Origin of the sequence: Pseudomonas sp. 2822-17 (assembly GCF_002742485.1) — a bacterium.
In the GTDB taxonomy this organism is placed as follows: domain Bacteria; phylum Pseudomonadota; class Gammaproteobacteria; order Pseudomonadales; family Pseudomonadaceae; genus Aquipseudomonas; species Aquipseudomonas cyclaminis.
Map to the genome: position 1 here is coordinate 41,612 of NZ_LJRZ01000392.1, position 26,364 is coordinate 67,975.

Sequence of the window (26,364 nt, forward strand, 5' to 3'; positions counted from 1 at the left end):
AGTGGTCACGCTGCTGCTTGCGCCTTCAAATACTCATCCGCCGACACCACGCCCGCATACCCAAACGCCAGTGACGCCATATACGCGCCATGCACCTGCGCGGCCGGGATCACTTGCCCGTTGAATTCCTGATCGCGGGTGGCACAAGCGTCATGAATCACCGTGACCTTGTAGCCCAGGTCCGCTGCGGCGCGCACCACGGCGTCGACGCACATATGGCTCATGCTGCCGACCACCACCAGTTCGGTGATGCTGCGTTGTTCCAGCAGGGCGCGCAGATTGGTTTCACGAAACGCGTTCACAAAGTGTTTAAGCACCACGGGCTCATCGCGTTGGTTCAGTACCTTCTGATGCAGGTGTGCGCCTTCGGACCCAGGCGTGAAGAACGGTGCCTCTTCGGACGTGAATTCATGGCGCACATGAATCACTGCATCCCCCGCCTGGCGAAACGCCTTGAGTACTTGCGCAGCCTTGTCCGCTGCAGCTTCTACGCCATCCAGCGGCCACTTGCCCTGAGGGAAGTAGTCGTTCTGGATATCGATTAGGATGAGCGCTTGCTTGGCCATGGGTATTGCCTCGTGATGGGTTGATGGGCCCAGTATCTTAGCTGGCGCCGACGCCGGGGATTGGCTGCACCGACAATAACAGGGGGAAAACTGACAATGGCGGTTGTTGAGCTGGGTGTGTTGATCTACCAAGGGGCGCAATTGGCTGCCGTGCATGGCCTGACCGACCTGTTCGGCGTGGCCAACCGGATCGCCGCCGAGCATCAGTCGGCACAACTGCCGCTGCTGCGGATCAGCCATTGGCACGTGGATGCCGATGGTCACCCGACACGGGTATTCGATAGCCACCCAGGCCCCGAGCAACCGATGATGGCCGTGCTGGTGCCACCGTCGATTGGTGTGTTCACCGATGAACAGTCGCCGCCTGCGCTGTTGGCGTGGCTTCGTCAACAGCACGCGACGGGCACAGTGCTGGGCGGCGTGTGCATCGGCTCGATCATGCTGGCGCGCAGTGGCTTGCTGGATGGGCGCAGCGCGACCACCCATTGGTCTTCCGCCAAGTCTTTTGCCGCGCAGTACCCGGCCGTGCGCCTGGAAGCGGATAAACCCATCGTCGATGACGGTGACCTGATCACCACCGCCGGGCTGATGGCCTGGTCAGAGCTGGGCCTGCGTCTGGTTGACCGCCTGATGGGGCCGAGTATCGCTGCCGACACCGCGCGGTTTTTGGTCATTGAACACAGCGACAGCGCGAGCCAGTGCGGCAGCAACTTTGCGCCGATCCTCGGCCATGGCGACGTGGCGATTCTCAAAGTCCAGCATTGGTTGCAAGCCAGCGGCGCGGTGGAGGTGTCCGTGGCGGCCATGGCGCAAGAGGCGGGGCTGGAGGCGCGCACTTTCCTGCGGCGCTTTCGCGGCGCCACCGGCTTGAAACCCACCGAATACTGCCAGCACCTTCGGGTGGGCAAGGCGCGGCAGATGTTGGAATTCACCAACGGCACCATTGACCATATCGCCTGGACCGTGGGCTATCAGGACCCCAGCGCCTTTCGCGCCACCTTCAAGAAAATCACCGGCCTGGCGCCCAGCGATTACCGCAGCCGTTTTGGCGTGTGAATCGTGCAGAACGCCGCGCATTTGAGGCGTCGTCGTGCAGAATAAAACAGGCCAACTGCCATCGGTTTTTCGGTAACTGCTTGATTTCAAGACGCTTGCACTCACGGCTGTTTTGGCCTGATCCCTGCAGCCTTCCTGATACACACATGGCGGGAAGGCCAAGGGGGATGCATGACCCCAACACAACGCAGGAAATGGGTGGTCGCTCACTCCACACGAGCGGGCGCGCCCCAGCATGAGGTCGACACCAATCACGGCCTGGCCCGCTGGCTGGCGCAGATCCTTGGGCTTAAATTCGATGGCCGCTACGACCCGCAAAAACATGCTGGCCGTGAGCTTTATCTGCTGCCCACTCAAACCCTGGTGGGCCCGGCGCAAGCCCTCGCGCTCAACATCAAAGGCCCCGAAGACCTGTGGGGCGGCTATGTCGATCACGACTTCATCTGCACCAAAGCCATCAGCCATGGTTTGCTGAGCCCTGAAGCCATCGCGCCCGAAGGATGGTCGCCGTTGTTCTGTGAGCGGGTAAGAACAGTCGTGTTGGATGGCCTCAGTGTGTTTTCGCTCGAAGACGCTTTACCCGCCGCCGCCCATTTGCTCGACGACGGGCCCATCCGCCTGAAACCGGTGCACGCCTGCGCCGGACGCGGCCAGGAAGTTATCCACAGCCTCGATGCCTTCAAGGCCGTACTCGCCCGACCCGACGCCGCGCAGTTGTTCAACGACGGCGTGGTGCTGGAGCAAGATCTGCGCGACGTGGTCACCCATAGCGTGGGCCAGAGTTTTATCGGCGATCACGTATTCAGCTACTGCGGGCAGCAATACCTGACCGAGGACGGGCAGGGCGAAAGCGTCTATGGCGGCTCCGACTTGCTGGTCGTTCCGGGTTATTACGAAGATTTGCTTGAACTCGATCTGCCCGACGACGTACGACTGGCCATCGAGCAAGCGCAAATCTTCGACACGGCGGCAGATGAAGCCTACCCCGGCTTCTACGCGTCCCGGCGCAACTACGACATCGCTCAAGGCCTGGATAGCCACGGCCAGCGCCGCAGTGGCGTGCTCGAACAATCCTGGCGCATGGGCGGCGCCAGCAGCGCGGAGGTCGCGGCGCTGCAAAGCTTCATCAATCACCCGGGTCTTAACGCCATTCATGTGTCCTCGGTAGAAACCTATGTGGACCAGGCGCTGCCAGCGGATGCCATTGAGGTGTATCGCGGCCCCGCAGAAAACAGTGACTTTCTTCTCAAATACGTGACGGTCAAATCTTATGACGGCTAGAAGTGAAACCATTTCCATCGACATCGACGACGAACAAATGAGCGGCACCTTCCTGAGCCCCAAATCCAAAGTACCAGGCGTGTTGTTTGTGCACGGTTGGGGCGGTAGCCAGGAGCGGGATCTGGAACGGGCCAAAGGCATCGCCGGCCTTGGCTGTGTGTGCCTTACTTTCGACCTGCGCGGCCACGCCGGTACCGGCATTCCATTGAACCGCGTCACCCGCGAAGACAACCTGCGCGACCTGCTGGCGGCCTACGACCGGCTGCTCGCCCACCCGGCCATCGACACCTCGGCGGTGGCGGTCGTGGGCACCAGTTATGGCGGTTACCTCGCCGCCATCCTCACCTCGTTGCGCCCGGTACGCTGGCTGGCGCTGCGCGTGCCGGCGCTGTACCGCGATCAGGAATGGCTCAAGCCCAAGCGCGACCTGGATAAGGTCGATTTGATGGATTACCGCAGCACCCTGGTGCACGCCGAGACCAATCGCGCATTACACGCCTGCGCGGCGTTTACCGGTGATGTGCTGATCGTCGAATCGGAAACCGACGACCACGTGCCCCATGCCACCATCATGAGCTACCGCGCGGCGTGCCAGCAGACGCACTCCCTGACGCACCGCATCATTGATGGCGCTGACCATTCCCTCAGCGATCCGGTGTCCCAGCAGGCTTACACCTCAATCCTGGTCGACTGGATTACCGAGATGGTGGTCGGCGAGCGGTTGAGCATCATCCAGTCCCAGTAGCCCGTTCAGGCGGGTGTTTTCTTTACCCGCAACGCCTTGGCCTTGGCTTCTACACCCACGTACATCACCAAGGCGATCAGCAGCGGGCAGATGAAGTAGATCGCCCGGTACGCGATCAGCCCCGCCAGCAAACTGCCCCGCGAGGCCTCATGCTGCAGCAGCCCGATAAACACCGCTTCCAGTACCCCAAGCCCCGCCGGAATATGGGTGAGCACACCGGCAATCGCGCTGATCAGCAACACCCCAACTACCAGCGGATAGTCCAACTTGGCGGGCAGCAGGGTAAAAATCACCGCCGCCATCAGCGACCAGTTCAACGCGCCCAACGCCAGTTGCAAACAGGCCATGCGCAGCGACGGCAGGTTGATCTCAATGCCGCGGATCGACCACGCGCGTTTTTTCGAAAACTGGCAGGCCGCCAGGTAACCGAGGCTGGCCAACACCAGCAACACGCCCACCCCTTGCAACGCGCCGCTGCTCAGTTTCCAGCCCGGCGGCATGGTCACCAGCCCGCTGCTGAAAACCGCGCCGGCCAACGCCATGTAGCCAAACCAATTGGTGGCCAGGCTCAGGCCGAGAATCTTGGCGATATTGCTGCTGCTCACCCCCAGCCGCGAATACAGCCGATAGCGCATGGCGATGCCGCCAACCCACGCGCTGAGGTTGAGGTTGAACGCATAACTGATAATCCCCACCGGCAAGATCTGCTTCCAGCGCAACGGCTGGCGGATGTAGGTGCGGCCGATCAGGTCGAAGCAGGCGTAGACGATAAAGCTGCACAGGGTCAACGCGCCCGCGATCAGCAAGGTGCGCAGTTTGAACTCACCGAGTGTCTGGACCACCTCGCTCCAGTCGATCCGGCGGGCGAGCAGGGTGAATAGCACGATCAGCAGCAGGAAGAAGACGATGGTCAGTGGCTTCTTCCAACGCTTGAAACGATCAGCTGTCATGGCGCTGGCCCTCATGCACGAAGGCTTTCAAACGTGGCTTGTGTGCCGGCAACCAGCCGGTCAGCGCGGGGAAGTGGCGCATTACATGGAACACCAGAAAGCCGACGGTCAATCGCCACAACCACAGGCGTGGCTTGCGGTTTTCCGGGATGGTCTGGCAGTGATTCTGACTGAGTGCTTGCAGGCGCTCGTACAGTTGCTGATTAAACGCACGATCGCGAATCAACACATTGGCTTCCAGGTTCAGCGCCAGGCTCAGCGGGTCGAGGTTGCTCGAACCCACCGTGCTCCACTCGTCATCCACCAGCGCGACCTTGCCGTGCAGCGGGCGCTGGCAGTATTCGTGAATCACCACGCCGTCCTTGAGCAGATAGTCGTAGAGCATGCGCGCCGCCAGCTTGGCCAGCAGTACGTCGGGTTGGCCCTGCATGATCAATTGCACCCGCACACCACGGCGCGCCGCGTTGCGGATTTCCCGCAGCAGGCGGTAGCCGGGGAAGAAATACGCGTTGGCGATCACGGCTCGGTGTCGGGCCTTGCTCAAGGCGTGGATATACGCTTCTTCGATGTCGTCACGATGTTGCAGGTTGTCGCGGTAGATCAGGCGCACCAGGCCGTCGCCGTGCTCGTTCGACCACGCTGAAGGCCGTTGCTGGCGCCGCCGCCAACCGCGCCGCGTGCGCACCTGGCGGCCACTTTGCGCCAGGGCAAAGTGATGCAGATCGGCCACCGCCGGGCCAGTGATTTGCACCGCGTAATCCTGTTTGGCCTCGGGGCCGAAATCCCCCAAGTGATCGGCAGAGAAGTTGATCCCGCCGATAAACCCCACCGTGGCGTCCACCACCACAATCTTGCGGTGCAGGCGGCGGAACCAGTTGGTGCGAATGCCCAGGGTCTTGGACGCCGGATCGAACATCTGCACCGTCACCCCAGCCTCGGCCAGTTCACCGAGAAACGCCGGGCTCAGCTCGCCGCAGCCAAAACCATCCAGGCTGACCACCACCTTGACCCCACGCTGCGCGGCCTCGATCAGGATGCCTTGCAGCTCATGGCCGACCTTGTCTTCGAAGAGGATGAAGGTCTCCAGCAGGATCTCGCGCCGGGCCTGGCGCATCGCTTCGAAGACCTTGGGAAAGTACGCTTCGCCGTTTTCCAGCAACTCGACCTGATTGCCGCTCTGCCAGCCGTAATCCAGGTCGCGGGCCTTGGTTTCATCCGGCGGTTGGTCCGTGGAAATGTGCTCGACGGCAATGTTCATAGCTCAATCTCCACCGACAGCGGTACATGGTCTGACAGATGCGACCACGGCCGGGTGGTCAGCACCTTGGGGTTGTGCACCTTTACGTTACGCACGTAAATGCGATCCAGCGCCAGCAATGGCAGGCGAGCTGGAAAGGTGCGCGCCGGTTTGCCAAGGGCGTGCACAAACACCTCGGTGAGGCCGCTTTGGCTCAGGTCGGCACGCTGGCGCCAGTCGTTGAAATCGCCGGCGACCACCAGTGGTGCATCGGCGGGAATCTCGCGGATGCGCTGCTCCAGCAAACGCAATTGCTGCTGGCGATGCACTTCGCGCAAGCCCAGGTGAATACAGATCGCATGCACTTCCTGCCCGTTGCCCGGCAGGCGCAACACGCAATGCAGCAAACCACGGTTTTCATGGCCGCTTTGGGAGATGTCGAGGTTGTCGTAGCTCACGATCTGGAATTTCGACAGCAACGCATTGCCGTGGTCGCCATGGGGATACACCGCGTTGCGTCCGTAAGCAAACTGCGGCCAGATGCTGTCGGCCAGAAACTCGTATTGCGGCATGTTCGGCCAGTCGCTGTAGCGCTGCGGATGGCGCTCGTGGGTGCCGTGGATTTCCTGCAGGAACACCATGTCCGCGCCCACACTGCGCACCGCTTCGCGCAGCTCGGGCAGGATGAAGCGTCGGTTCAGGGCCGTGAAGCCCTTGTGGATATTGACCGTCAGCACCGTAAAGCGCGTGATGGCGACGCTGGGGGTTACGGGCACCCAGTCTGGGATCGCAGTCATGTGTATTCCTGTGAAGAGTGGCGCAATGCTTCATGTAAGGGCTGACTGCCGGTGGCTGGAGAAAGTTTCGAGCGTCCTACGGACGGTTCTGGAGGACGCATAGAGTTACAAATGCTGTTGAATTGCCATCAGTGACGTGATCCAATCCCGCGCTATCTACCCCATTCAACGATTGTGCAGGGCCTGTTCATGGATGATGCAGTTGGCGCTTTTCTGGTGCTGGCAGTGGGTCGGCGGCTCTTTTCATGAAGGCCGGAACCCATCAAGTGAATACCTCCTTTACCCGAAAAATCAGCCTGCTTGCCGGCGCCGTGGCGCTCAGCGGCTGCGCGACGCTTAACGATGCGGGCAAAAACTACGGCACGGCCATTGGTTGCGCCGGGGGGGCATTGCTCGGCGCCGGCTTGACGTACGCGATCACCGGCGACGCCAAAAAGGCCATCGTCGGCGGCGGCGTGGGCGCGGCGGCCGGTTGTGTGGCGGGCAACTTGTGGCAGAACCGCTTGCAGGAACTGGAGCGGATTGCCAAAGAAGAGAACCTGAACATTCAGGTGCAAACCCTGCAAAGCCAGGACGTGGCTACCGGCACCACCCGAGCCCCTGCGCCGACCGAGGCGGGCATCGTCGCCCAGGTGCAGGATGAAGGCATGTTCGCCACCGGCAGCGCGCAGTTGAGCACCAACGGTCAGCGCCAGGTGCGCAAGCTGGCCGCCGCGTTTGCGCCCAAGCAGGGCCAGAACAGCCAAGCGGCGATTCTGGTCGTCGGCCACACCGACGCCACCGGCAGCGCCGCCACCAACCAGCGATTGTCCGAGCAGCGCGCCCGCGCTGTGGCGTCGATCCTGGCCGAGCAAGGCATCGCGCCGCAGCGCATGTTCTTCCAGGGCGCGGGGGCTTCGCGGCCGATCGCCGACAACAGCGACGTGCAGCAACGCGGCAAGAACCGTCGGGTTGAGATCGTTGAAGTGACCGACCGCAACATGCTGGTCAAGCGCGTCAACGCCGAACAGAACAACTCCAAATACCTCACGCACGGCACCTCGACCGAGCCCGTGCGTACCGTCGCCAGCGCGCCGAAAAACAAGCCTGCCGTCACAACCAAACCGGCTGCCCAGAGCCAACCCGCTGACGCCGGCACCGCGCTGGTCGACTTCGGTGGCACGCCTGCCAGCGACACGCGCTGGACCCTGGCCCAAGGCATCGCGCCGAAAAAGGCCGGCTTCGCCCTGGTCAGCAGCGCCCACGCCAGCGACCTGCCCAACAGCAGTTGCGACGCCGACCGCCCGCGTGAAACCGGCAAAGTGTTCAACCTCGCCAGTGGCAAGGCGCTCGACACCCAAGTCACCACCGAATACCTGCCGGGCTACAACAACCGCGTATGGGCCAACGTAGTCAATGGCCACCTGGTGACGCTGTCGCCGGTTTCGATCCTGCGCGATGGCGCCAGCGTCGACCGCCAGCCCTTCATCGAAGTGGTCAAGGATTACAAAGAGGGCAACCGCAAATCGATCAAGAGCAAAGCCGTGGCCAACACCTACGAAGGTGAAGAACTGGTGCTCTATCGCGTATTCATCCAAGACCCCAAGGCACCGGTGTCGTGTATCGACGTGGTGTTCAGCAAGAAAAACTCCGAAGCCACGGACGGTGCGTTGTTCTACCCGCGCAGCCGTGAAGCTTTCACTACCCGTTTCGTGCCGATTCGCGCGTAAGACTCAAGGACATACACCATGGAAGACTTCAGCTTCAATGCGCTGACGGCCCTGCTCTGGGCAAACAAACTAATCACCGGCCTGGTGATCTCCACATTGCTGGCGGCCATCCTGATTCAAGCGTATTGGGACAAGGTGGGGTATTTCGTCATGCGTGTGTGGCACGGCGTGCCCGTGATCGGCAAGGTGGCGCGCTTGTCCAAGCAGAGCCTGATGCTTGACGCCCACGGCTGGCCGAAATCCGAAAGCGAGCTGTGCGACGCGTACTACTCGCGCTATGAAAAAATCGGCGCGGAAGATGTCGATTTCTTCAACAAGAGCGAATCCTACCTGCGCACCATCGGTGAGCGCGGGCGCCGCGAGCGGCCTTTCTGGGTGTTTGCCCTGATCTTTATGCTGATCATGTTCGAGGCCGTGGGTTTCGCCTACGTGCTGGTGCCCTTTATCAACCAAAACCTGTCGGCCAACGATCAAAGCTGGATGGGCTGGTTGTTCGCCTTCTTGCTGGCGGTCGCCTCGGCGATCCTGGCCGAAGTCACTGGCCGCGCCGCGCACAAGAACGCGCTGATCAGCAAGGCGCGCCACTGGTGGGAAAACGACAGCGACAGCGACCGCCCGAACCAGCTCAAGGAGTTGCCGGGCATCGGCATCAAACACACCGACAGTGATAAAGACGGCAAGGACTACAACCGCATCCTGGCGCGCATCAACACCAACCACACCGTGACGCCGAGCCGTGGCTGGATGATCACCACCGGTATCTGGATCGCGATTATCGCGATCGCCGCGTTCGGTATCCGCACCATGCAGCTCAAAAGCATCGAGACCGAAATGGTCGGCAGCCCCCATGCCTTTGCCCAGCAGAATTACGACTCGGCCAGCCCGTTCGAACTGCCGGCCGATTCGGCGGCGATCAACGATCAGGCCGACAAGCAAACCCTGACCGACAAGATGGACGCGATCCGCAAAGCCTCGCTGATCACCTTCATTGTGCTGTCGGTGATCTACATCGCGATCCAGATCACCAGTATCTGGCTGGCGTCGATCTTCGGGTTTGCCGGGGTTGAGTCCAAGACGGCCTGGGAGCACACCCACAAATTTTCCAGCGGCGAAGCCCTGGAAAACTGGATGCAGAGCCAGCGCGTGGAAATTGCCTCCCATGCCGATCACAAACTGAGCAAGTTGCAGCTCAAGCTCGCCGGGCGCACCACCACCAACGCCCAGCAGCAGGCCGCGTTGACCACGGCGCACAATCGCAGCTTCGAGACCTTCGTAGCGCGCAAACAGGCGTTGCCGGGCAATCCGCAACCGGTGGCCAAACCCGTCAGTGTTCCGGTTGCACCTGCTGCACCGGTGGTAGCGGAAGTCGCGGCTCCAGTTCCAGCTCCTGTAGCAGCCCCCGTGCAGACGCCAGTTGCTGCCTCGGAGGGTCTCGATGCCCTGCGCGGCAAGGACCTGACGGCCTACAGCGAGGAACAATTGGCAACGATCAGCCGTGTCAAAGGCCATGCACTGGAAGATGTGCTGGCGCTGCGTGCCGAACAGCAATTGCTTAAAGACTTTGACGCCACAGGTGCCTGAATGATGATCCCGCGCTTTTTCTGTGCCCTGTTGCTGGCGCCCTTGATGGCGATGGCCGGCGAGCGCAATGACATTCCGGATTGCTACCCCTACGCCAAGGTCGCCGAGTTTCGGCCCGTGGCCGCGGGGCGCGAGTTGACAGTGATCATCGATCAAACGATCCCGATGCCCGAGGTCATTCAGAAGTCCACCTGGGCCCAGATTCAGCGCTTTGTACAACCGGGCGACAAGGTCCGGCTGTACAGCTTCTCGGCGTTTCTGCCGGGGCAGTTCATGCAGTTGCGCTTTGCCGGTGAACTCAACCAGGGCATCGACGAAAAGGTCCGCGAGCGGGTCGGTATGCAATCGCTGCGCACCTTCGACACCTGCCTTGCCGAGCAGCGCAGCTTTTTCAACAAGACCTTTGGCAAGGTGTTTGTGACCACGCTGCGTGAAGCGTCCGAAGACATTGCACGCAGTGAAATCTTCCAGTCGTTGCGTGATATCGGCAACGACCTGGGCCAGCAACCGGCCCAGGAACGTGTGGTGTTGTTGATTTCCGACATGCTGGAAAACAGCGATTTCGGCAGCTTCTACGCCAACAACCGGATTCGTGACCTGCAACCCGACGCCGAGCTCAAGCGTGTGGCCGACAAGGGTCTGTTTGCCGACCTGCAGGGCGCGCGCGTCTATGTGGCCGGAGCGGCGCTGGTGACCAAGGACGTCAAGCAGGCGTATCGTTCCGGCAAGACTATCCAAGCGTTGGAAGGCTTCTGGAAAGGCTATTTCGCCGGTTCCAACGCGCAGTTGGTAGCGTTTGGCGCGCCGAGCCTGAATGTCGACCTGAAGTGAACCATCCTCGTTGAAACCCGTCAGTTCCTTACAGACCCTTCTGTAAGGAGCCCGGTGTTTTGCTCAATCTCAAGACTGCTTTACTGCTGGGTGCGCTGCTGTGTTGCGGCAGTGGCGCACTGCACGCCGCGGCGGCGGCGCCTGAACCCGAGGCGCCGGCCAAGCCGGAGTTGCTGGTAGAAGGCGGTCTGCTGGGTGCGATCAGCTCCAGCATCGACGACGTGCAGGACAAGCTCGACCTCAACCAAAACCTGATCGACGCCTGGCGCCTGCGTGCGGACAGGGCGGCGGATGAAGTAGGGCGGTTGGTTAACCAAACGTCAGAACGTTCGCCGTGGACCGTGGCCGGAAATTTCCTGCTGCTGTCCGGGGTGTGGGTCGGCGCGTTTACCGTACTGACGCTGTTGGGGCGGTTTATCGTGCAGCGCCTGGGGCGACGGTCATTTGTCGCACAGCGTAAGCGCCTGCACGCGGTGCTCGGGTATGTGGTGCCCTACACGATCCCGGCGCTGATCTGCTTGCCGCTGACCCTTTATGTCAGTCACTTTCTACCCACTTCAGTGGGGCGTGCGCTGGCGCTGTGTTTTGCCTATGCCACCAGCAGCGGCATTTTTTCCACGTCGATGCTGTTGTGCGTCATTGTCATGTTCAACGTCGGTCACAAGCGCCCGGCAGTGCAGATTATTCGCGATTATTGCCCCAAGCCGCTGTTCTTGATCGGCTTCCTCGCCGCCCTCAGCGATGCCCTGACCAGCCCACAAATCGCCCGTCAACTGGGCGGTAATATCACCAGCAGCATCGCGGTGTTTACCGGCCTGTTCGCGGCAGTGATCTTCGGCGTGCTGGTGGTGCGCCTGCGTCGGCCGGTCGCCCACCTGATCCGCAATCGACCTCTGGCTCAGCGCCTTAAACACCCGGCGTTGCAGCAATCGTTGCGGGTGTTTTCCGGCTTGTGGTACTGGCCGATTCTGTTGATGGTGCTGGTCTCGGCCATCAACTTGATCGGTGCCGGTGACGATAACCAGAAAGCCCTGCGTTGCGCGCTGTTCACCACGATTCTGCTGATTGGCACCGTGTTCCTGAGTACCGTGCTGCAGCACCTGTTCAAGTCTCGCAGCCAGGTGGCGATCCAGCGCAGCAGCGCCTACAAGGAACGTTTCCTCAGTCTGTTGCACGCGATCCTGCGCATCGTCATGGCCATCGCCTTTATCGAAATCCTCGGGCGGATCTGGGGTGTGTCGTTGTTCGAGTTTGCCCAGCGCAACTCGATAGGACGGGCGATCAGCGACTCTTTGAGCAGCATCGGCCTGATCCTGCTGATGACGTGGCTGTTCTGGGTGGTGCTCGACACGGCGATCCAGGAAGCGCTGAAACCGCCAGTGAACAAGCGCTCCAACCGCCAGCCGAGCACGCGGGTGAAAACCATCCTGCCGCTGGTGCGTAATGCGGTGAAGATCATTCTGGTGGTCATCTGCGCGATCACCACCATGGCCAACCTGGGCATCAATGTCGCACCGCTGCTGGCGGGTGCCGGTGTGGTCGGCCTGGCCATTGGTTTCGGCTCACAGCAACTGGTGCAGGATGTGATCACCGGGTTGTTCATCATCATTGAGGACACGCTGTCCATCGGCGACTGGGTGGTGCTTGACTCCGGCCATGCCGGCACCGTTGAGGGCTTGACCATCCGCACCCTGCGCCTGCGCGACGGCAAGGGTTTTGTGCATTCGGTGCCGTTCGGGCAGATCAAGGCTGTCACCAATCAGTCGCGGCAATTTGCCTATGCGTTCTTCTCGGTGCAGTTCACCTACGACACCGATGTGGACAAGGCCGTGGAGTTGATTCGTGAAGCTGGTCAGGCGATCCGCGACGATGTGTTCCTCAAATACAACCTGCAAGGGCCGCTGGAGGTGTTTGGTGTCGACAGGATGGACCTCAATGGGGTGGTGCTCACGGCGCAGTTCCGCACAGTGTCGGGTGGGCAATATGCTGTCAGTCGTGCCTTTAATCAGAGTCTGAAAAAGCTTGTGGATAACTGCCCCGAGGTGCACTTCGCGCAGACTTATCCACAGCAGGTCATGATGCCTCAGCGTACGGCGCTGGAGCACGCGCCGGCAGAGCCCGATGTCAAGACACTTAATCCGTGACGGTTGCGCTACAAACCCGCAAAATGCAACGATTCTGGCAACTGCCAGCGGCAAGGCCCATGGGCCTGCCGACCATAGCCAACGTTCCAAACAGACCGGGCCTGCTCAATCTATGCGAATGCGCCTTATGTTACTGGGCGGCGGGAATGCCCTCGGGCAGGCGCTGATTCGCCTCGGTGCAGAGGAAGACATCGGTTTCCTCGCACCCAAACCGCCCCAAGACGGCTGGGATGCCGCGAGCCTCACCCAATTGCTCGACGACACCCGTCCCGATGCCTTGATCAATCTCGCCTACTACTTCGACTGGTTCCAGGCCGAAGCCGTCAGCGAAACCCGTTTGGCTTCCCAGGAGTTCGCCATCGAACGCCTGGCCGAACTGTGCCAACACCACAACATCACCTTGCTCCAACCGTCCAGCTACCGCGTATTCGATGGCTCCCGTGCCACCGCCTACAGCGAAAAGGACGAGCCGGTGCCCCTGGGCCTGCGCGGCCAGGCGTTGTGGCGTATCGAACAGAGTGTGCGCGCCACGTGCCCGCAGCATGTGTTGCTGCGCTTTGGCTGGCTGCTGGATGACAGCGTTGATGGCACTCTCGGGCGCTTCCTGGCCCGGGCCGAGAACACCGACGAGTTGCTGATGGCGGATGACCGACGCGGTAACCCGACGCCGGTGGATGATGCGGCGCGGGTGATCATTTCAGTGCTCAAGCAACTCGATTGCGCGGCGCCGCTGTGGGGTACTTACCACTACGCCGGCCAGGAGGCCACCACGCCGCTGGCGCTGGGCCAGGCGATTCTGACCGAAGCACGCAATTTCCACCCGTTGGCGATTGAATCACCCACCGCCCAGGCCCACGCGGCCCGGCCGGACGCGGCGGATGAGCCGCAACACGCGGTGCTGGCCTGCAAGAAAATCCTGCATACCTTTGGCATCAAGCCACGGGCGTGGCGAGCGGGGTTGCCGGCGTTGCTAGACCGGTTCTACCGCCACAGCTGAATCCAACACAAAACCCAAATGTGGGAGGGGGCTTGCCCCCGATAGCAGAGTGCCAGTCAACAGATTCGTTGGCTGATCCACCGCTATCGGGGGCCAGCCCCCTCCCAAATGTGTTATGTGATGTTGCTTAGAACTTGTAACCGATACCCACCATGTAAACCATCGGGTCGACGTCCACATTGACCTTGGCACGTGTGCCCGGCGCCACGGCGTTGTTTTCCACGGTCGCCTTGGTGCTGATGTCGATGTAGCGCGCCTGGGCGTTGATCATCCATTTGTCGTTGATCATGTAGTCCGCGCCGATCTGCGCAGCCCAACCCCACGAGTTCTCAGCCTTGAAGTTGCTGAAGCCAGCCCCTTGGGCACGGCTGCCTACGTGTTCATCGTAGATCCAGGTGTAGTTGATACCGGCGCCGACGTACGGCTGGAAGGCGGACTTGTTGTCCAGCGGGTAGTACACGACGCTGAGGGTCGGCGGCAGGTGTTTCAGGGTGCCGAGCTTGCCATTGGCGGCGCCGAGGGCGGTGCCCTTGATCTTCACGTCGTGCTCGAACGGCGTGGCGGCCAGCAGTTCGATACCTACGTGATTGGTCAGCATGTAGGCGAAGTTGAGGCCCAGCTGGGTGTCGCTGCTCATGGTCGCCTTGCCGCCCAGGTTGGCGCCGGCCAGCGGGCCCTGGTCAACCTTGACGGTGCTGCTGTCGGCCTTCGGGTTCACGGTGATAGCACCGGCGCGAACCAGAATGTCGCCCGCTTCGTGAGCGTGGGCAAGGGGGGCGACGAGGGCGAGCGCGAAGAGGGACGCGCCGAGCAGAGACTTGTTCATGGGAGCTCCAAAGGACGTTTAAAAGTTGTACGTCCAATGGTAAAGATCGTTCCGTCTGGTCTGTTGACTCAGCTCAATGAAAGGGCGATCAGGGTTATTCCTGCAGCTCGTACATGTAAATCTTCTCGGCCTCCATCTGGTAACCGGCGTCGGCCAGTTCGCTGGTAGACGGCTTGACCTGCATCGCGCCTTCAATCCAGTACGGCTGGTACAACTCATCGAGTTTTACGCCGACTTCGCTTTTCACATGCACGATCTGGTTCGACGGCGGCGGCGGTACGTGGATGCACGCGCCGAAATACGGCACCAGCAAAAACTCGGTGGTGCGGCCTTCCTCACTGACTTCCAACGGCACGATATAGCCCGGCAGGCGGATGTGCTGGCCATTGAGGCTCTGCACCACCGGCGCATTGGGCAAGTCCTGCTTGGCCGCGGGCGCGGCTTCGACGGCCAGGGCGTCGGCCATGTTCGACAGGTCATGCAGCGGTTTCATATTGGGGACTTCCGGCGGCGCGTCCGGCGGAATCATTTCTTGCCAGGACAAATCCTTGGGCTGCTCATCCGCCCAGGCCGGAACGACCACCAGCAACAACAGTGCGAACAGGGCACGACGCATCGAAGCCTTCCTCATAAACGTATGGACAGGCCATCGGCCAAGGATTGTCGGTAGGCGCGCCAGGCCGGCACGCTACCCATCAACAGCGCAGCGGCAAGGATACCGGCGAGCAGGGTCCATTCATATTCGCTTGGCCATGACATCGGCAGGTCCAGCCCGTAATTGGCCTGCAAATACCCGCGCGACGCGGCGATGCACACATATAGCAGGCCCACGCCTGCGATCACGCCGGACAGGGCCAGGGCGAAGGCTTCGAAGATCAGCAACGTCGCGATATGCCACGGCCGTGCACCCACCGAGCGCAGGATCGCCATTTCGCGGCGGCGTTCGTTAAGGCTGGTGAGGATCGCCGTGAGCATGCCGATCAAGCCGGTCAGCACCACGAACAGCGAGATCACGAACAGCGCTTTTTCGGCGGTGCCCATCATGCTCCACAGTTCTTGCAACGCCACGCCCGGCAAGATCGCGAGCATCGGCTCGCCACGGAATTCATTGATCTCCCGTTGCAGAGCGAAGGTGGAAATCTTGTTGTTCAGCCCAAGCATAAAGGCGGTGATGGCCTGCGGAGTCAGGTCCATGTTGCGCGCCTGGTCGGCGCTGATACGGCCTTTACCCTGGGCCGGCACGCCGTTGTGCCAGTCGATATGGATCGCTTCCATGCCGCCCAGGCTGATGTGCAACGTGCGGTCCACCGGCGTGCCGGTTCGTTTGAGAATACCGACCACGGTGAACGGTTTGTCATCGTGTTTCACCAGGCTGACCACCGCCACGCCATGGGCCAGTACCAGCTTGTCGCCGAGCTTGTAATGCAGGGCATCGGCCACCTCGGCGCCGAGCACCACTTCGAACGGGTCGGTGGCAAAGGCACGGCCACTGGCGAGTTCGAGGTTTTGCTTGCGGCCGTACTGATAGTGCTCGAAGTAGGATTCGTTGGTGCCCATCACCCGGTAGCCGCGATGGGAGTCGCCGAGGGAAATCGGGATCGCCCATTTCACCTGGGGGTTGGCGGCGAAGTGCTCGTAGCTGTCCCAGCGGATATTGTTGGTCGCGTTGCCGATGCGAAACACCGAATACAGCAGCAGGTTGACCGAGCCGGAACGCGCGCCGACGATCAGGTCGGTGCCGCTGATGGTGCTGGCGAAACTGTTGCGTGCCTCAACGCGCACCCGTTCCACCGCGAGCAACAAGCAGACTGAAAGCGCGATGGCGAACGCGGTGAGGATCGCGGTAAAGCGGCGGTTAGCCAGGCTGGCCATGGCCAGACGAAACAAATACATCTCAAACCTCTGCGGGCGTGGCGGCGCGATTGAGTTCGGCCAGCGACAGGTTGCGGTCGAACAACGGCGCCAGGCTCTGGTCGTGGCTGACAAACAACAGGCTGGCGCCAGCGTCGCGGCATTCAGCGAACAACAGCTGAAGGAAAGCTTCGCGGGCGTCGTAGTCCAGGGCCGAGGTGGGTTCGTCGGCGATCACCAGTTCCGGTTGGCCGATCAGCGCACGGGCGGCGGCCACCCGTTGCTGCTGGCCGATGGACAGCGAGTCGGCGCGGCGCTCCAGCAGGTCTTTATCCTTCAAGCCCAAATGCGCGAGCAACGTGGCAGCGGCCTGGTCGACACTGCCGTGGCGCTGCTTTGCACGCTGCGCACGCAGTTTGGAAAAGTGGCAAGGCAACTCGACGTTTTCGCGCACCGACAGGAACGGCAGCAGGTTGAATTGCTGGAAGACGTAGCCGGTATGGTCGACGCGGAAACGATCACGGGCGCCGGCCGAGAGTTCGGTCAGCTCCTGGCCCAGCAGGCGAATGCTGCCTCGGCTGGGCGTCTGCACGCCGCCCAACAGGCCCAGCAGCGTAGTCTTGCCACTGCCGCTCGGGCCCTTGAGAAACAGGGTTTCCCCCGCGTCCAGGCGGAACGCGGGAATATCCAGCAACTGTGGGTGACCGGGCCAGTTGAAGCCCAGGTCAGACAGTTCGATCAGTGCTTGGGTCATGTGAACTCAGAACTTCAGGGTGGCTGCTGTGGCCGTGGCGTCAACACCTTGCTGGCCGCTCGGGCCGATCAGTTGTACCTGAATTTTCTGGGTGGCGGGGAAGGTCTTGAAGACCTGCGTCAGGTCCAGATTGCTCAAGGCAGTCGGCGTGGCGCAGGTGAATTGGTAATGGGCGTGGATTTCGCTGTGGTCGTGATGATGCTCGTGGGCGCCGTCCTTGGCGTCGTGGTCGTGGTCATCATCGTCGTCGTGGTCGGCTTCCGGCTTGTCGCCGAACAACGGGCTGTTGAGTTCCTGGCTGCTGACCACGCAACCGGCGGCCTTGGGCAGGCTGAACAGGGCCACCGGGTTTTCCAGCTGTTTGCGCGCGGCGGCAACCTTGGCCTTGTCGGCCGCAGTAGTGGCGACGTGCTCGAAACCGACCAGGTTCATGGCCGGGCTGTCCAGCTCAAGCTCCAGGGCCTGGCCGTCGAGTACGGCATTGAGGCGGCCGACGCCGTGCTCGTGGGCGCCAAGGCTGCCGTGTTCGTGGTCGTGATCATGCTCGTCGGCTGCGTGAGCAATGGCGAGTGGCAGCAGGGCGAACGGCAAAGCGAGCAGCAGGCGGCGCATGAGAAGGCTCCAGAACATGAAAGTTATGTTATGTGATCTTATAACAATAGAGCCGAGAGTTTGACCGTCTGCTTGGCGTTGCGCAAGCCGCATGGGAGCATGCCCGTCAGAAAAACTGCAGGAGTAAGGACGATGTTGCGAATTCGTGGAACCGTCGGCGACCTGCCGGTGGACTTGACCCTGGAACTGGACGACGGCGACTGGGCACGGCTGGGCGCGCAGTTGCAGGCCGCACCCACCCCGACTGCGCCGACGGCGGCGCCAGCTAAACAAAATGAGGATCTGTGGCAGAACGCCCTGGACCTGTTGCGCAGCGCCGGGCAACTCACTGGCCTGGAACTGCTCGACCAACTGGAAGCCCTGGCTGGTGATGCCTCGGCGGGCAAGCGCCTGTTGGTGCGCCTGCGCCACAGCGCCAAGGTCAAGGTGAGCAGCGGCGGGGATACGCCGCTGTACAGTTGGATCGGCGATTAGTACAGCGCGGCAAACAACTTGCGGCGGTACGCGGTGACCAGTGGATGGTCATTGCCCAGCAGTTCGAACACTTGCAGCAAGGTCTTGTGCGGCAGGCATTCGCTGTAGCTGCGGTTGCGGATAAACAATTTGAGCAGGCCTTCCAGCGCGGCGTCGTACTGCTGGCGCGCCAGTTGTTGGATGCTCAACTGATAGGCGGCTTCATCGTCCTGCGGGTTTTGCGCCAGACGGCTTTTCAAGTCGGCGGCGTCCGGCAGGTCGGCGGCTTGGCGCAAGAAGGTGATTTGCGCCTTGGCCCCGGCGAGCGCGGCTTTGTGGTCGTCGCTTTTAACGGCGTCGAGCACGGTTTGCGCTTCACCCAGCTCACCACGTTCGGCCAGGCAGCGCGCGTACAGGATCAATGCGGCAGCGTTGGTGTTGTCCTCGCCCAGCAGTGCGACGAGTACGGCTTCGGCTTCGCTGATGCGACCTTCGGCAAACAACGTTTGGGCCTGCACCAACGGATCAGCCGCTTTTGGCGCAGGCATCTGCACATGCGGCTCCAACAGTGCACGCACCGCCGACTCCGGCTGCGCGCCAGCAAAACCATCCACCGGCTGGCCATCCTTGAACAGCACCACCGTCGGCAGGCTTTGAATGCCAAAGCGCGCAACGATGTCCTGCTCGGCTTCGCAATCGACCTTGGCCAACAACAACTCGCCCTGATAACTCTCGGCAATCTGCGCCAGCATCGGCATCAACGCCTTGCACGGCGCGCACCACTCGGCCCAGAAATCCACCAGGACGGGTTTTTCGAAGGAGTTCTGGATCACGGCCTGGTCGAAGTTGGCGGTGGTGACGTCGAAGATGTACGGCGTGGGCTCACTCATGGGGCGTCTCGAATAAAGCGGGAATGGAGCAACTATAAGGGCTGGCGCAGGCTACCGGAAGCTGCATGGCTCTCAGCCGGGAGAGGCGTGCCAAAAAGGGTCTTGATACCAGTCCTGAGGAAAGCCCATGGCTTTCAAGCTGACATCAGGAAACTCGTCGATAAGTTGGTACAGGCGCTGATCCCAATGGGTGTGTGGGCTTACTTGATGCATCAGGTGGTTAAGAATACAAAGTACGGCGAAAATTCGGCTATGAGGCCCTTGTTGGAGAAGATGTTCCGGCCACAAGAAATTAGCTTTCTTCGGGAGCTCGGGACGAATACCCAATTCTCGGTTCCACATCCGTGAATGATGGGCGCATACATTTCGAATGGTGGTCAACGTGTGCAGCCAGGATTGCATCAGGGGGGATGGGAGTTGCAGGCGCCTGGCAATGGCTTTTTTGTCCACGTCCTTTGCCAAACCTTTGTACAGGTGGGACAAATCACCCAGCGTCAGTTCCTCAAGCATGGCCCAGCCGGGCATCAATGAAGGCTGGTCATAGGTCAACGGGTAGTGACGGCTGTAGCTTTCTCTTGCCCTTTGGTGTTTGAGCAGGTCTTTTCTCGCACTGTCTGCCTGGGATCTATCGATGCGCTCGCATTCTCGCTGGTAATCGCGTGTCGCGGTCGACTGCTTCAGGGACAACGTCGTGAGCAGGCGTTGATGATCGTATGCGTGATGAAAGATCTGCGGGTTGATGTACCAGTGGCTGCCATAAACGGGGCCCATGTGGTTACTGATGACTGCACGCGATGCCACCTCGACTCTTTCTATGGCGTCCATAGTTAATAAACGAAGTCGTTGATCGAAGTTGTAAAGGCGAGTTAATTGGCTGAATTGGCTGCCGTCACGGAATCTGTGCTCGACATCTTCCGGCTTTTGGAAGGGCCGCATGTAAGGGCTTAGTCGGAAAAAACTGACAAACCGCAGGAAAGCCTCGGCGCGAGCCCCATTATGAATATTCAATCCGCGAAGCTTGAGGAGCTCCAATTGCGCAGGCACGTCGATGGCAGGCTTGCTGAACGTCCTCATGCCAAAAAAGTACCGGGCATAAAAAACCCGCACAATTTGTGCTTGGCTACTGACGCAACCAGAGGCATGGCGGGTGTATTGCCGCAAAGGTTAGGTAGCTGCCTGACTTTACGCAAGACCTTTGTGTTGCCGTAGATAAGCGAGGTTGTTTGAAAAAACATGCAGGTCGATTGCCCAGGCCGCGTGCGAAAGGAGGGCATTTTCCATGCCCTGTCGTTCACTGTCTCAGCCAACCTATTGCCGAAAATTTGTAACGCGCAACCTTAGCGCCGCGAATGGTACAGGCTCACCTTGCGAAACTCCCAAGGCTCGGCCAGGTCTGGCAGGGTCAGCGCGTCGAGGATTTCCAGGCGCTGGTAAGCCGGGTGCTGGAAGTCGCGCACCCGTGAATCCGCGACCAGTGCTTCGCGGCCACGGCTGAGGAAGTGATCCAACAGCGGCAGGTTGGCGCGGTCGTAGAGCACGTCGGCTACCAGGATCAGGTCGAAGCGGTCGGCTTCGGTGAAGAAGTCGGCCGAGTAGGTCAGTTCCACGTGATTGAGCTCGGCATTGGCGCGGCAAGCCGCCAAGGCCAGCGGGTCCAGATCGCAGGCCACCACTTCCAACGCGCCGGCTTTGACCGCTGCAATCGCGGCCACGCCGGAACCGGCACCGAAGTCCAGCACGCGCTTGCCGGCGACCCACTCGGGGTTCGCCGCCAAATACCGCGCCAATGCCAGGCCGCTGGCCCAGCAAAAACTCCAGTAGGGCGGCTCATGCAGGATGCGCCGGGTTTCTTCGGGGCTGAAGGCGCGGTCCATGTTGTCCGCATCCAGCAACCACAACGACAGCTCGGTACCCGGCAGCGGGCAGGGCACCAGTTGCGCGTCGCCGATCAGTTCGCTCAGGGCGCGCTGCAAGTCCAACGGCGGCGTCATGGTGCCTTGACGAGTTCCAGGGGGCCGGTGGTCTGGGTGATTGCCTGGGTGATGCGCACGGCGGGCAGGTGCAGGATCAACTGGCCGGATTGACTGGCGCGGCCGCGCAGTTCAACCCGCGCCCCGGTCGGGAAGGCCTCGGGGTTGAAGCGCAGGCGGAAGGCCAATGGCTTGCCATTGCCGGTCAGCACGCTGCTGGCGAGCAGTTGTTGCGGGCGTGAGCGGTCGTCGATCACCAGCAGGGCCATCTCGACTTCGGCCCCGGCGGGCACGTTGGTCAGGCTGCCGTTGATTTCACGCTGGTAGGCGGGCAGGGGGCCTAGGTCTTCAATGCCCGGGACTTTTTTCTCTTGCGCAGGCACCGGTTGAGGCGTGGAAGGTTTGGGGGCTTCGCTGCTGCAGGCGACCAGGACACTGAACAGGGTGAGCAAAACAAGTGGTCGTAACTGCATGTACGGCTCCAGAAAGGACAAAATCCGTGACTTGAAATGTAAGAAACATAATAGCCCGCCTATATACCGTAAAGGCTATGGCTTGTCTTGCCACAGGGATGCGCTACCATGGCCCTCCCTTTTTTTGTTGCCTGCCACCATGCACTGTCCCTTCTGCGGTGCCAACGACACCAAGGTCATTGACTCGCGTCTGGTCGCCGAGGGCGATCAAGTACGTCGCCGGCGCGAATGCCTGGCCTCTGGCTGCGGTGAACGTTTCACCACCTTCGAAACCGCCGAACTGGTATTGCCACGTCTGATCAAATCCGACGGCAGCCGCCAGCCCTTCGACGAAGAAAAACTGCGCGCCGGTATGCAGCGCGCCCTGGAAAAACGCCCGGTGAGTGTCGAGCGGCTGGAAGCGGCGCTGGTGCACATCAAGCACAAGCTGCGGGCGACCGGCGAGCGCGAGGTCAAGAGCCTGGTGGTGGGCGAGTTGGTGATGGGCGAGCTGCAAAAGCTCGACGAAGTCGCCTATATCCGTTTCGCTTCGGTGTATCGACGCTTCCAGGACCTCAATGAGTTCCGTGAAGAGATCGACCGCCTGGCCCGTGAGCCGGTCAAACCATGATCCCACCTATCGCTGAACAAGCTGTCCTCGACGCCCATTACATGGCCCGCGCCCTCGAACTGGCGCGCAAGGGCCGCTACACCACTCACCCCAACCCTCGGGTGGGCTGCGTGATCGTGCGAGATGGCCAGATTGTCGGCGAAGGCTGGCATGAGCGCACCGGCGAACCCCATGCCGAACCCAATGCCCTGCGCGCCGCCGGGGACAAGGCCCGTGGCGCCACCGTGTACGTGACCCTCGAACCGTGCAGTCATCACGGTCGTACACCGCCGTGCGCCGATGCGCTGGTGAGTGCTGGCGTTGCACGCGTCGTGGCCGGCATGCAGGACCCCAACCCGGAAGTGGCGGGGCGTGGTATGCAGCGCCTGGCCCAGGCCGGGATCGAGATTCGCAGCGGCGTATTGGAAAGTGAGGCGCGGGCGCTGAACCCGGGTTTTCTCAAGCGCATGGAACACGGCCTGCCGTTTGTGCGGGTCAAGCTGGCGATGAGCCTGGACGGCCGCACGGCGATGGCCAGCGGCGAAAGCCAATGGATCACCGGCCCAGCCGCCCGCGCCGCCGTGCAGCGCCTGCGCGCCGAGGCCAGCGTGGTGCTGACCGGCGCCGACACGGTGTTGGCCGACGGCGCGCGGCTGACCGTGCGCGCCGCCGAGCTGGGCCTGGATGAAGCAACCACCGCCCTGGCCATGTCGCGCCCGCCGCTGCGTGTGTTGATCGACGGTCGCCTGCGGGTGCCGCTCAACGCGCCGTTCTTCAAGGCGGGTCCGGCATTGGTCATCACCTGTGTCACCCCGGAGAACCAGTTCCCCCGTGGCCCTGAGTGCCTGGTGGTGCCGGGTGTGGAAGGCCAGGTCGACCTGCGTTCGGCGCTGGTGGCCCTGGCGGCGCGTGGCGTCAACGAGGTGCTGGTGGAAGCCGGCCCAAGCCTGGCAGGGGCGTTTGCCCAGCAGGGGCTGGTGGACGAATACGTGATTTTCGTCGCCGGCAAGTTCCTCGGCTCCGCCGCTCGGCCGTTGCTGGACTGGCCGCTTGAGAAGCTGGCCGACGCCCCCCAACTCAAGATCACTGAAATGCGCGCTGTAGGCGACGACTGGCGGGTCACTGCCATCCCTGTGCCAGCAGCGAGCGTATAATTCCCGGCCTGCGCTTGCGCGTCAGCCCCTCGTTTTCAGGAGAACGAAATGTTCACCGGCATTATCGAATCCATCGGCAGCATCCGTGCAATGACCCCCAAAGGCGGCGACGTACGCCTGCTGGTTGAAACCGGCAAGCTCGACCTCGGCGACGTCAAGCTGGGCGACAGCATCGCCGTCAGCGGCGTGTGCCTGACCGTCATCGAGCTGCCTGGCAATGGCTTTGCCGCCGACGTCAGCCGGGAGACCCTGGACTGCACCGCGATGAATGACCTCAAGGCCGGCAGCCCGGTCAACCTGGAAAAAGCCCTGACGCCCACCACCCGCCTCGGTGGTCACCTGGTCAGCGGCCACGTCGACGGTGTCGGCGAAGTGGTTGCCCGCAGCGAAAACGCCCGCGCCGTGGAATTCCGCATTCGCGCGCCGAAAGAGCTGGCCAAGTACATTGCCCACAAAGGCTCGATCACCGTCGACGGCACCAGCCTGACCGTGAACGCCGTGAATGGCGCCGAATTCGAGCTGACCATCATTCCCCACACCCTGAGCGAAACCATCATGGCGTCCTACCAGCCTGGTCGCCGGGTGAACCTGGAAGTCGACTTGCTTGCCCGTTACCTGGAGCGCCTGTTGTTGGGCGACAAGGCCGCAGAGCCTGCTGCAGGTAACATCACTGAAAGTTTTTTGGCCGCTAACGGCTACCTGAAATCCTGACCAAGGGGGTGCCGCGTGGCGCTCAATAACATCGAAGAACTGGTTGAAGACATCCGCCAAGGCAAGATGGTCATCCTGATGGATGACGAAGATCGCGAGAACGAAGGCGACATCATCATGGCCGCCGAGGCCTGCAAGCCCGAGCACATCAACTTCATGGCCAAGCACGCCCGTGGGCTGATCTGCATGCCCATGAGCCGCGAGCGCTGCGAGCTGCTCAAGCTGCCGTTGATGGCGCCGCGCAATGGCTCGGGGTTTGGTACAAAGTTCACGGTGTCGATTGAAGCGACCACCGGCGTCACCACCGGCATCTCCGCCGCCGACCGCGCCCGCACCGTGCAAGCGGCTGCCGCGAAAGACGCCAAGGCCGAAGACATTGTCAGCCCTGGCCATATCTTCCCGCTGATGGCCCAACCGGGCGGCACCCTGGCCCGTGCCGGCCATACCGAAGCGGCCTGCGACCTGGCGCGCATGGCCGGTTTCGAGCCCAGCGGCGTGATCTGCGAAGTGATGAACGACGACGGCACCATGGCCCGTCGCGCCGAACTCGAAGCCTTTGCCGCCGAGCACAACATCAAGATCGGCACCATTGCCGACCTGATCCACTACCGGATGATCCACGAACGTACCGTTCAGCGGATTGCCGAGCAGCCGCTGGACAGCGAACTGGGCCAATTCAACCTGGTGACCTACCGTGACTCGGTGGAAGGCGACGTGCACATGGCCCTGACCCTGGGCGCCATCAGCGGTGACGAACCGACCCTGGTGCGCGTGCACAACATGGACCCACTGCGCGACCTGTTGATGGTCAAGCAGCCGGGCCGTTGGAGCCTGCGCGCCGCCATGGCTGCGGTGTCCGAGGCGGGCAGCGGTGTGGTGTTGCTGCTGGGTAACCCGGTAGACGGCGATGTATTGCTCGCCCATATCCGCGAAACCGCCGAGCAGACCCAGGCCAAAACACCGACCACCTACAGCATCGTCGGGGCCGGTTCGCAGATTCTGCGGGACCTCGGTGTGCGCAAAATGCGCCTGATGAGTGCACCGATGAAATTTAATGCGATATCCGGATTCGATCTGGAAGTTGTAGAATACGTGCCCTCCGAATAAAGGCCGGCGTTTTCTGCCCCTTGTTCGCGGTTAAATCATCACTGAGGGACGCACTTTTCGCGTCCCGGCTCTTTAAGAGATTTGTCGAATGACCCTGAAGACCATCGAAGGTACCTTCATCGCCCCCAAAGGCCGCTATGCCCTGGTGGTTGGCCGCTTCAACAGCTTTGTGGTTGAAAGCCTGGTAAGCGGTGCCGTGGATGCCCTGGTTCGCCACGGTGTGAGCGAAAGCGACATCACGATTATCCGTGCCCCTGGCGCCTTCGAAATTCCACTGGTTGCGCAAAAAGTTGCTCAACAGGGTGAATACGCAGCCATCATCGCCCTGGGCGCTGTGATTCGTGGCGGTACTCCGCACTTCGAATACGTGGCCGGCGAATGCACCAAGGGCCTGGCCCAGGTGTCCATGGAGTTCGGCGTGCCAGTCGCTTTCGGCGTACTGACCGTTGATTCCATCGAGCAAGCCATCGAGCGTTCCGGCACCAAGGCCGGCAACAAAGGCGCTGAAGCTGCTCTGTCCGCCCTCGAAATGGTCAGCCTGCTGTCGCAGTTGGAGGCCAAGTGATTTCTGACGAGAGCGATCAGTTCAACCCTCAGGACCCGCGCCCTGCGGATGCCGGCAAGCCATCCAAAAGCGAAAAACGTCGCAAAGCCCGTCAGCTCGCGACCCAGGCGCTGTACCAGCGTCATATGGCCGGCACTTCGCTGAACGAGATCGAAGCGCAATTTCGCGTCGATAACGACTTCACGTTTGCCGACCAGAGCTACTTCCACGACATCCTGCACGGCGTGCATGCCAACCTGACCGAGATCGACACAGCCCTGGCGCCTTGCCTGGACCTGACCATCGAAGAACTCGACCCGGTTGAGCTGTGCGTAATGCGCCTGTCCACCTGGGAACTGCTCAAGCGTGTCGACGTGCCGTACCGTGTGGTGATCAACGAAGGTATCGAGCTGGCGAAAGTCTACGGTTCGACCGACGGCCACAAGTTCGTCAACGGCGTGCTCGACAAGCTGGCCCCGCGCCTGCGTGAAGCCGAAGTGAAGGAACACAAGCGCTAACCTGCGCTTGAGTCCTGA

The 26,364-nt window shown here is 61.5% G+C and carries 28 protein-coding genes; 15 read left to right on the plus strand and 13 right to left on the minus strand.

Annotated elements, in window-relative coordinates; all coding sequences use genetic code 11:
• Positions 1-5: 5 nt before the first annotated feature.
• Complete coding sequence (locus AOA60_RS12090) at positions 6-566, minus strand: cysteine hydrolase family protein (protein ID WP_099584611.1); 561 nt, start codon at positions 564-566, stop codon at positions 6-8.
• A 96-nt stretch (positions 567-662) separates the two neighbouring features.
• On the opposite strand from AOA60_RS12090, the gene AOA60_RS12095 reads away from it, so the two are divergent.
• The 3 genes from AOA60_RS12095 to AOA60_RS12105 all read left to right on the plus strand — a co-directional run bounded on the left by AOA60_RS12095 (position 663) and on the right by AOA60_RS12105 (position 3,648).
• Positions 663-1,622: a GlxA family transcriptional regulator gene (locus AOA60_RS12095; protein WP_099584612.1), complete on the plus strand. Its 960-nt coding sequence runs from the start codon at positions 663-665 to the stop codon at positions 1,620-1,622.
• A gap of 171 nt (positions 1,623-1,793) precedes the next feature.
• Positions 1,794-2,903, plus strand: coding sequence for a DUF3182 family protein (locus AOA60_RS12100; RefSeq protein WP_099584613.1), 1,110 nt, complete (start codon positions 1,794-1,796; stop codon positions 2,901-2,903).
• Entirely contained in the window at positions 2,893-3,648 is a 756-nt protein-coding gene (locus AOA60_RS12105; RefSeq protein WP_099584614.1) for a S9 family peptidase, read from the plus strand. The genes AOA60_RS12100 and AOA60_RS12105 overlap by 11 nt, the downstream gene beginning before the upstream one ends.
• A gap of 5 nt (positions 3,649-3,653) precedes the next feature.
• Here the strand turns inward: AOA60_RS12105 and AOA60_RS12110 are convergent, their stop codons facing one another.
• The 3 genes from AOA60_RS12110 to AOA60_RS12120 are packed head-to-tail and all read right to left on the minus strand — an operon-like array spanning position 3,654 to position 6,632.
• Positions 3,654-4,598, minus strand: coding sequence for a lysylphosphatidylglycerol synthase domain-containing protein (locus AOA60_RS12110; RefSeq protein WP_099584615.1), 945 nt, complete (start codon positions 4,596-4,598; stop codon positions 3,654-3,656).
• Entirely contained in the window at positions 4,588-5,856 is a 1,269-nt protein-coding gene (gene clsB, locus AOA60_RS12115) for a cardiolipin synthase ClsB (RefSeq protein ID WP_099584616.1), read from the minus strand. The genes AOA60_RS12110 and clsB overlap by 11 nt, the downstream gene beginning before the upstream one ends.
• Positions 5,853-6,632: an endonuclease/exonuclease/phosphatase family protein gene (locus tag AOA60_RS12120; protein ID WP_099584617.1), complete on the minus strand. Its 780-nt coding sequence runs from the start codon at positions 6,630-6,632 to the stop codon at positions 5,853-5,855. Before AOA60_RS12120 ends, clsB begins: the two co-directional genes overlap by 4 nt.
• A gap of 266 nt (positions 6,633-6,898) precedes the next feature.
• On the opposite strand from AOA60_RS12120, the gene AOA60_RS12125 reads away from it, so the two are divergent.
• From AOA60_RS12125 to AOA60_RS12145, 5 genes are all read left to right on the plus strand, one after another.
• Positions 6,899-8,341: an OmpA family protein gene (locus AOA60_RS12125; protein ID WP_218240627.1), complete on the plus strand. Its 1,443-nt coding sequence runs from the start codon at positions 6,899-6,901 to the stop codon at positions 8,339-8,341.
• Between the two features lie 18 nt (positions 8,342-8,359).
• Positions 8,360-9,922, plus strand: coding sequence for a hypothetical protein (locus tag AOA60_RS33025; RefSeq protein WP_160385009.1), 1,563 nt, complete (start codon positions 8,360-8,362; stop codon positions 9,920-9,922).
• Positions 9,923-10,753 carry a hypothetical protein gene (locus AOA60_RS12135; protein WP_099584619.1) on the plus strand — a complete coding sequence of 277 codons (831 nt, stop codon included), beginning with the start codon at positions 9,923-9,925 and terminating at the stop codon, positions 10,751-10,753.
• Positions 10,754-10,812: 59 nt separating this feature from the next.
• Complete coding sequence (locus tag AOA60_RS12140; protein ID WP_099584620.1) at positions 10,813-12,897, plus strand: mechanosensitive ion channel family protein; 2,085 nt, start codon at positions 10,813-10,815, stop codon at positions 12,895-12,897.
• Positions 12,898-13,009: 112 nt separating this feature from the next.
• A complete protein-coding gene (locus tag AOA60_RS12145) occupies positions 13,010-13,894 on the plus strand; it encodes a sugar nucleotide-binding protein (protein WP_099584621.1) in 885 nt (294 codons plus the stop codon).
• Between the two features lie 127 nt (positions 13,895-14,021).
• On the opposite strand, the gene AOA60_RS12150 is transcribed toward AOA60_RS12145, so the two are convergent.
• From AOA60_RS12150 to AOA60_RS12170, 5 genes are all read right to left on the minus strand, one after another.
• Positions 14,022-14,720, minus strand: coding sequence for an OmpW family protein (locus tag AOA60_RS12150; RefSeq protein WP_099584622.1), 699 nt, complete (start codon positions 14,718-14,720; stop codon positions 14,022-14,024).
• Between the two features lie 94 nt (positions 14,721-14,814).
• A complete protein-coding gene (locus AOA60_RS12155; protein WP_099584623.1) occupies positions 14,815-15,336 on the minus strand; it encodes a DUF3299 domain-containing protein in 522 nt (173 codons plus the stop codon).
• 11 nt (positions 15,337-15,347) lie between these two features.
• Complete coding sequence (locus AOA60_RS12160) at positions 15,348-16,613, minus strand: ABC transporter permease (RefSeq protein ID WP_092358194.1); 1,266 nt, start codon at positions 16,611-16,613, stop codon at positions 15,348-15,350.
• Position 16,614: 1 nt separating this feature from the next.
• Positions 16,615-17,325: an ABC transporter ATP-binding protein gene (locus tag AOA60_RS12165; RefSeq protein WP_099584624.1), complete on the minus strand. Its 711-nt coding sequence runs from the start codon at positions 17,323-17,325 to the stop codon at positions 16,615-16,617.
• A 6-nt stretch (positions 17,326-17,331) separates the two neighbouring features.
• Entirely contained in the window at positions 17,332-17,937 is a 606-nt protein-coding gene (locus tag AOA60_RS12170) for a DUF2796 domain-containing protein (RefSeq protein WP_099584625.1), read from the minus strand.
• 132 nt (positions 17,938-18,069) lie between these two features.
• On the opposite strand from AOA60_RS12170, the gene AOA60_RS12175 reads away from it, so the two are divergent.
• Entirely contained in the window at positions 18,070-18,411 is a 342-nt protein-coding gene (locus AOA60_RS12175; protein WP_099584626.1) for a hypothetical protein, read from the plus strand.
• Here AOA60_RS12175 and trxA read toward each other — a convergent pair.
• From trxA to AOA60_RS12195, 4 genes are all read right to left on the minus strand, one after another.
• Complete coding sequence (gene trxA, locus AOA60_RS12180) at positions 18,408-19,280, minus strand: thioredoxin (RefSeq protein ID WP_099584627.1); 873 nt, start codon at positions 19,278-19,280, stop codon at positions 18,408-18,410. The genes AOA60_RS12175 and trxA overlap by 4 nt on opposite strands.
• Positions 19,281-19,352: 72 nt before the next feature.
• On the minus strand, positions 19,353-20,354 hold the full coding sequence (locus AOA60_RS12185; protein WP_099584826.1) for an Abi family protein: 1,002 nt from the start codon (positions 20,352-20,354) through the stop codon (positions 19,353-19,355).
• A gap of 263 nt (positions 20,355-20,617) precedes the next feature.
• Positions 20,618-21,271: a methyltransferase gene (locus AOA60_RS12190; RefSeq protein WP_099584628.1), complete on the minus strand. Its 654-nt coding sequence runs from the start codon at positions 21,269-21,271 to the stop codon at positions 20,618-20,620.
• The gene (locus AOA60_RS12195; protein WP_099584629.1) at positions 21,268-21,723 is read right to left on the minus strand and encodes a YbaY family lipoprotein; all 456 of its coding nucleotides are present in this window, start codon (positions 21,721-21,723) and stop codon (positions 21,268-21,270) included. Before AOA60_RS12195 ends, AOA60_RS12190 begins: the two co-directional genes overlap by 4 nt.
• Before the next feature lie 139 nt (positions 21,724-21,862).
• Between AOA60_RS12195 and nrdR the strand changes: the two genes are divergently transcribed.
• The 6 genes from nrdR to nusB all read left to right on the plus strand — a co-directional run bounded on the left by nrdR (position 21,863) and on the right by nusB (position 26,346).
• Positions 21,863-22,333 (plus strand): transcriptional regulator NrdR, encoded by a 471-nt coding sequence (gene nrdR, locus AOA60_RS12200; RefSeq protein WP_160385008.1) that lies wholly within the window; start codon positions 21,863-21,865, stop codon positions 22,331-22,333.
• Positions 22,330-23,466, plus strand: a complete 1,137-nt coding sequence (gene ribD / locus AOA60_RS12205; protein ID WP_099584630.1) for a bifunctional diaminohydroxyphosphoribosylaminopyrimidine deaminase/5-amino-6-(5-phosphoribosylamino)uracil reductase RibD — start codon at positions 22,330-22,332, stop codon at positions 23,464-23,466. The genes nrdR and ribD overlap by 4 nt, the downstream gene beginning before the upstream one ends.
• A gap of 48 nt (positions 23,467-23,514) precedes the next feature.
• On the plus strand, positions 23,515-24,177 hold the full coding sequence (locus AOA60_RS12210; protein WP_029299435.1) for a riboflavin synthase: 663 nt from the start codon (positions 23,515-23,517) through the stop codon (positions 24,175-24,177).
• Between the two features lie 15 nt (positions 24,178-24,192).
• Entirely contained in the window at positions 24,193-25,284 is a 1,092-nt protein-coding gene (gene ribBA / locus AOA60_RS12215; protein WP_099584631.1) for a bifunctional 3,4-dihydroxy-2-butanone-4-phosphate synthase/GTP cyclohydrolase II, read from the plus strand.
• A gap of 88 nt (positions 25,285-25,372) precedes the next feature.
• Entirely contained in the window at positions 25,373-25,849 is a 477-nt protein-coding gene (gene ribE / locus AOA60_RS12220; RefSeq protein WP_003176356.1) for a 6,7-dimethyl-8-ribityllumazine synthase, read from the plus strand.
• On the plus strand, positions 25,846-26,346 hold the full coding sequence (gene nusB / locus AOA60_RS12225; RefSeq protein ID WP_099584632.1) for a transcription antitermination factor NusB: 501 nt from the start codon (positions 25,846-25,848) through the stop codon (positions 26,344-26,346). The genes ribE and nusB overlap by 4 nt, the downstream gene beginning before the upstream one ends.
• The last annotated feature ends 18 nt before the right edge of the window (positions 26,347-26,364 follow it).

What these genes read in the sequence shown, in the direction of transcription:
- AOA60_RS12185 (WP_099584826.1), bottom strand. Translation starts at nt 20,354, where the DNA reads ATGAGGACGTTCAGCAAGCCTGCCATCGACGTGCCTGCGCAATTGGAG.
- AOA60_RS12175 (WP_099584626.1), top strand. Translation starts at nt 18,070, where the DNA reads ATGTTGCGAATTCGTGGAACCGTCGGCGACCTGCCGGTGGACTTGACC.
- clsB (WP_099584616.1), bottom strand. Translation starts at nt 5,856, where the DNA reads ATGAACATTGCCGTCGAGCACATTTCCACGGACCAACCGCCGGATGAA.
- AOA60_RS12195 (WP_099584629.1), bottom strand. Translation starts at nt 21,723, where the DNA reads ATGCAGTTACGACCACTTGTTTTGCTCACCCTGTTCAGTGTCCTGGTC.
- AOA60_RS12190 (WP_099584628.1), bottom strand. Translation starts at nt 21,271, where the DNA reads ATGACGCCGCCGTTGGACTTGCAGCGCGCCCTGAGCGAACTGATCGGC.
- ribE (WP_003176356.1), top strand. Translation starts at nt 25,373, where the DNA reads ATGACCCTGAAGACCATCGAAGGTACCTTCATCGCCCCCAAAGGCCGC.
- AOA60_RS12105 (WP_099584614.1), top strand. Translation starts at nt 2,893, where the DNA reads ATGACGGCTAGAAGTGAAACCATTTCCATCGACATCGACGACGAACAA.
- AOA60_RS12110 (WP_099584615.1), bottom strand. Translation starts at nt 4,598, where the DNA reads ATGACAGCTGATCGTTTCAAGCGTTGGAAGAAGCCACTGACCATCGTC.
- trxA (WP_099584627.1), bottom strand. Translation starts at nt 19,280, where the DNA reads ATGAGTGAGCCCACGCCGTACATCTTCGACGTCACCACCGCCAACTTC.
- AOA60_RS12150 (WP_099584622.1), bottom strand. Translation starts at nt 14,720, where the DNA reads ATGAACAAGTCTCTGCTCGGCGCGTCCCTCTTCGCGCTCGCCCTCGTC.
- AOA60_RS12160 (WP_092358194.1), bottom strand. Translation starts at nt 16,613, where the DNA reads ATGTATTTGTTTCGTCTGGCCATGGCCAGCCTGGCTAACCGCCGCTTT.
- AOA60_RS12165 (WP_099584624.1), bottom strand. Translation starts at nt 17,325, where the DNA reads ATGACCCAAGCACTGATCGAACTGTCTGACCTGGGCTTCAACTGGCCC.
- AOA60_RS12210 (WP_029299435.1), top strand. Translation starts at nt 23,515, where the DNA reads ATGTTCACCGGCATTATCGAATCCATCGGCAGCATCCGTGCAATGACC.
- AOA60_RS12120 (WP_099584617.1), bottom strand. Translation starts at nt 6,632, where the DNA reads ATGACTGCGATCCCAGACTGGGTGCCCGTAACCCCCAGCGTCGCCATC.
- AOA60_RS12145 (WP_099584621.1), top strand. Translation starts at nt 13,010, where the DNA reads ATGCGAATGCGCCTTATGTTACTGGGCGGCGGGAATGCCCTCGGGCAG.
- nrdR (WP_160385008.1), top strand. Translation starts at nt 21,863, where the DNA reads ATGCACTGTCCCTTCTGCGGTGCCAACGACACCAAGGTCATTGACTCG.
- ribD (WP_099584630.1), top strand. Translation starts at nt 22,330, where the DNA reads ATGATCCCACCTATCGCTGAACAAGCTGTCCTCGACGCCCATTACATG.
- AOA60_RS12155 (WP_099584623.1), bottom strand. Translation starts at nt 15,336, where the DNA reads ATGCGTCGTGCCCTGTTCGCACTGTTGTTGCTGGTGGTCGTTCCGGCC.
- AOA60_RS33025 (WP_160385009.1), top strand. Translation starts at nt 8,360, where the DNA reads ATGGAAGACTTCAGCTTCAATGCGCTGACGGCCCTGCTCTGGGCAAAC.
- AOA60_RS12170 (WP_099584625.1), bottom strand. Translation starts at nt 17,937, where the DNA reads ATGCGCCGCCTGCTGCTCGCTTTGCCGTTCGCCCTGCTGCCACTCGCC.
- AOA60_RS12100 (WP_099584613.1), top strand. Translation starts at nt 1,794, where the DNA reads ATGACCCCAACACAACGCAGGAAATGGGTGGTCGCTCACTCCACACGA.
- AOA60_RS12135 (WP_099584619.1), top strand. Translation starts at nt 9,923, where the DNA reads ATGATGATCCCGCGCTTTTTCTGTGCCCTGTTGCTGGCGCCCTTGATG.
- AOA60_RS12095 (WP_099584612.1), top strand. Translation starts at nt 663, where the DNA reads ATGGCGGTTGTTGAGCTGGGTGTGTTGATCTACCAAGGGGCGCAATTG.
- AOA60_RS12090 (WP_099584611.1), bottom strand. Translation starts at nt 566, where the DNA reads ATGGCCAAGCAAGCGCTCATCCTAATCGATATCCAGAACGACTACTTC.